Below are 2,066 nucleotides of genomic sequence, written 5' to 3'. Positions count from 1 at the left end.
AACCTGCGCAGCACCGGCGGCGGCACCACCACCTGGGAGGTCACGCTGACGGCCCCGGGGCCCATTGAGCAGGCCTTGAATCCTGCCTCCGTCAACAGTTCGACGGGCAACAAGATTCGCGTGAACCTGGCCCAAATCACCGACCTCGCGGGCAACGCCGGGGCGGGCACAGCGGTCTCCACGGTCAGCTACGACATCGACGTTGACCCCCCCGCGTGACCATCACGCTGGCCGACAACCACCTGACGAGTGGCGAAACCGCGCTGGTCACCTTCAGCTTCACGGAGGTCGTCCGCGGCTTTGACGCAAGCAAGATAGACCTCTCGAACGCGAACGGCACACTGGGTCCGCTGACGGCCAGCGAAGCAGGAAAGACCTGGACCGCGACCTTCACGCCCACGGAGAACGTGAACAACGTGACGAACAACACCATCCGCGTGAACATGAGCGGCGTGTGGGACTTGGCGGGCAATGGCACGCTGAGCCCGGTCAGCAGCGCCCACTACACCGTGGACACCCGGTCTGCCGGCGGCGTCGTCGTGCCGACCGCCACGATCACGCTGGCCGATACCACGCTCAAGGCGGGGGAAACGACGACCGTCACCTTCCGCTTCAGCGAGACCGTCAGCGGGTTCAGTTCCGAGGACATCGTTCTGACGGACGCCAACGGCACGCTGGGTCCGCTCACCGCGGTGGGCACGGACAGAAAAATCTGGACCGCCACGTTCACGCCCACGGCCACCACGGAGGACGCGAGCAACAGCATCGGCGTGAACATGACCGGGGTCAGGAACGCAGCCGAAAGGGCCGGGGTGGGCATCACCCACAGCGCCAACTACAGCATCGACACCAAACCCCCCACGCTGGCGGCGACCAACCCGATCACGATCGGCGACGACAAACTGCACCTGGGCGAAAGCACCACCGCCACGATCCGCTTCTCCGAAGACATAGCCCCCGACAGCTTCAGCATCGCCGACCTGACCGTGGAGGGAGGCGCGAGGCTGTCCAACCTGCGCAGGACCGACGGCGGCACCACCTGGGAAGTCACGCTGACGGCCCCGGAGTCCCCCTCCGTCAGCAGTACGACGGGCAACAAGATCAGCGTGAACCTGGCAGGAATCACCGACCTTGCGGGCAACGCCGGGGTGGGCACGGCGGACTCCACGGTCCGCTACGACATCGACACCGTGCTCCCCAGCGTGACCATCACGCTGGCCGACAGCAGCCTGACGGGTGGCGAAACCACGACCGTCAGCTTCAGCTTCAACGAGGCAGTCAACGGCTTCGATGCGAGCAAGATAGACCTCTCGAACGCGAACGGCACACTGGGTCCTTTGATAGCCAGCGCAGACGGAAAAACCTGGACCGCGACCTTCACGCCCAGCGCCAACATAAACGACGCGAGCAACACCATCGGCGTGAACATGAGCGGTGTGCGGGACCTGGCGGGCAATAGCGCGACGGGCACGATCGCCAGCGCCAACTACACCGTGGACACCCGGTCGGACACCACGGCCCCGGTGCTGATCACCACCGGCGACACGACGCGTCCCCGGGTCAACGGCAACCAACTGGTACTCAGCTTCGACGACAGCAGCGACCTGGACGCGGACCACAAGCCGGCCAACGAGGCCTTTGCGGTGCTTGTCAATGGCGTCGCGAACGCCGTCACCAACGTCACCGTCGAGGCCCAAGCCAAGACCGTCACGCTCACGCTGACCACGGCGGTCAGCCACGGCCAGACGGTCACCGTCGCCTACACCGACCCCACGACCGGCAACGACGCCAACGCCATACAGGACGTCGCAGGCAACGACGCGACCACCTTTTTTGCGGCCACCGTGGTGTACAACAACACGCCAGCGCCAGCAGACACCACGGCCCCGGTGCTGATCACCACCGGCGACCATCGCCCCAAGGTCACCGGCAACCAACTGACGCTGACCTACACCGACGCGAGCAACCTGGATGCCGTGAACACCGCAGCCGCCTCGGCCTTTGCGGTCAGCAGCGCAGGCAATGCGGCCATCAGCGTGAACAGCGTGGCGGTATCGGGCAAGACC

At 65.6% G+C, this 2,066-nt stretch carries 2 protein-coding genes; both read left to right on the top strand.

What is annotated here, in order from left to right; genetic code table 11:
• On the top strand, positions 1-219 hold a 219-nt coding region (locus VTU_RS33755; RefSeq protein ID WP_010106902.1), incomplete at its 5' end, for a hypothetical protein.
• On the top strand, positions 216-2,066 hold a 1,851-nt coding region (locus VTU_RS28205), incomplete at its 3' end, for an Ig-like domain-containing protein (RefSeq protein ID WP_010106901.1). The genes VTU_RS33755 and VTU_RS28205, both read left to right, overlap by 4 nt.

The organism is Verminephrobacter aporrectodeae subsp. tuberculatae At4 (assembly GCF_000193225.1).
GTDB lineage: Bacteria > Pseudomonadota > Gammaproteobacteria > Burkholderiales > Burkholderiaceae_C > Acidovorax > Acidovorax aporrectodeae.
This window is presented reverse-complemented; position numbering and strand designations above follow the sequence as displayed.